Raw genomic sequence first — 1,563 nt, forward strand, 5'->3', positions numbered from 1 at the left:
GTAATCTTGCGTTTCAAGATTTATACTCGTGAAATATTCTTTATCCTTGATTTGTTTTGCAAAGATCACCATATTATCAATATCTCTTAGTATAAAATCAGCTTCTTTGTCTCCAAGTAGTTTTGCTAATTGCTCACAGAGTCTAAATATTTCTAATTCTCTTTCACTCATGATTGCTTTTCTCCTTTTTTAGATTTGGATTCATTTGTGTTTTCTTCTTGATGTGTAAAAAAGTTTTCTAGCTCTCCTTTTTGTTGTTTTGTTTGGAGTTCTAAGGCTCTTTGTAGGATTGGATCTTCTGTGGATTGACATTGATTTGTAGTTTGTGGTATAATGGGTTCAGCAGGTGAACTGTTCTCTTGAACCAGCCCGTCAAGACTTTGGGCTTGAGTGTAGGAAGTGGGCGTCCCTACCACCTGCACTTTACCTTTTTCTATTTTGTCTTGTAATCTTTCAAATTCTTCTATCTTTTTCTTATTTGCGTGAAAAATAACATTTATTCCACTATCATTCCTCAATCCAACATCACCCATTTTTTTATTATCTAGTTGTTTTGCTGCAATAAAGTCTTTATCGCTTCTTGCATTAGGATTTTTAATGATGATTTCAGGCTCATTAATGACTTTTTGAATCACTTCTTCTAAGTCTTGTTTATCTCTAAACATTTCAGGATGTCGCTCCAATAGAATTGTTAAATCAGCAATAGCCTCTTTGTCTCCTAAAAGTTCAGCTAATTTGCCATATAATTCAAATATTTTCAGATCTCTTTCACTCATGATTGCTTTTCTCCTTTTTTAGATTTGGATTCATTTGTGTTTTCTTCTTGATGTGTAAAGAAGTTTTCTAGCTCTCCTTTTTGCTGTTTTGTTTGGAGTTCTAAAGCTCTTTGTAGGATTGAATCTTCTGTGGATTGTGGTGTTTGTGTGTAATAAGAATCGACTTGGGGGTTCTTAAAAACCATTCTTGTATTTAAGTTTCTATCAGAATAAAATGTTATAATTTGGTTGTTAGATGGGGAGAGTGGCAGTTGTGGCCCTCCCATCTGCCGAATAGGTATCTTATCTACAATAGCCCTAAACCTTACCCCATCGTCATTTTCCCATTCATAGATTTTTGCATTTCTATCGTCTATATATGGTTCTTTAAACTTTTTTGTATATTCTCTTAAAGAGTTGCCTAGATTTACAAGCTCTTCTATGCTAATAGCACCTTGTGCTTTATCATCAAGATGCAACTTTATGTGTTCTGCTCCAAGCCCTCTATCTCTATCAGGATTGTGATACCCTTTCACATAATCACCACTTCATTAATAATAGCTTCCTCTACAAGCTCTATATCTGTTTTTATAGGTGTAGCTTTCTTTTCATTGAAAGTTACATTGTAAATACCTCTTTGTTCATTTTTCATCTTGTGCCTCCTTGTTGTTGGATTGTCTATATCTTTTGATAAAATGACCTTGATTGCCTTCTTGATGTGTAAAGAAGTTTTCTAGCTCTCCTCTTTGCTGTTTTGTTTGGAGTTCTAAAGCTCTTTGCAATATTGAATCTTCTGTGAAGTTATCCT

2 protein-coding genes are annotated in these 1,563 nt (G+C 34.0%); both read right to left on the reverse strand.

What is annotated here, in order from left to right:
• Positions 1–167: 167 nt before the first annotated feature.
• The gene (locus CCZ01_RS09820) at positions 168–776 is read right to left on the reverse strand and encodes a hypothetical protein (RefSeq protein WP_112053026.1); all 609 of its coding nucleotides are present in this window, start codon (positions 774–776) and stop codon (positions 168–170) included.
• The gene (locus CCZ01_RS09825; RefSeq protein ID WP_258437183.1) at positions 773–1,291 is read right to left on the reverse strand and encodes a hypothetical protein; all 519 of its coding nucleotides are present in this window, start codon (positions 1,289–1,291) and stop codon (positions 773–775) included. Before CCZ01_RS09825 ends, CCZ01_RS09820 begins: the two co-directional genes overlap by 4 nt.
• Between the last annotated feature and the right edge of the window lie 272 nt (positions 1,292–1,563).

The organism is Helicobacter monodelphidis (genome assembly GCF_003288845.1).
GTDB lineage: Bacteria > Campylobacterota > Campylobacteria > Campylobacterales > Helicobacteraceae > NHYN01.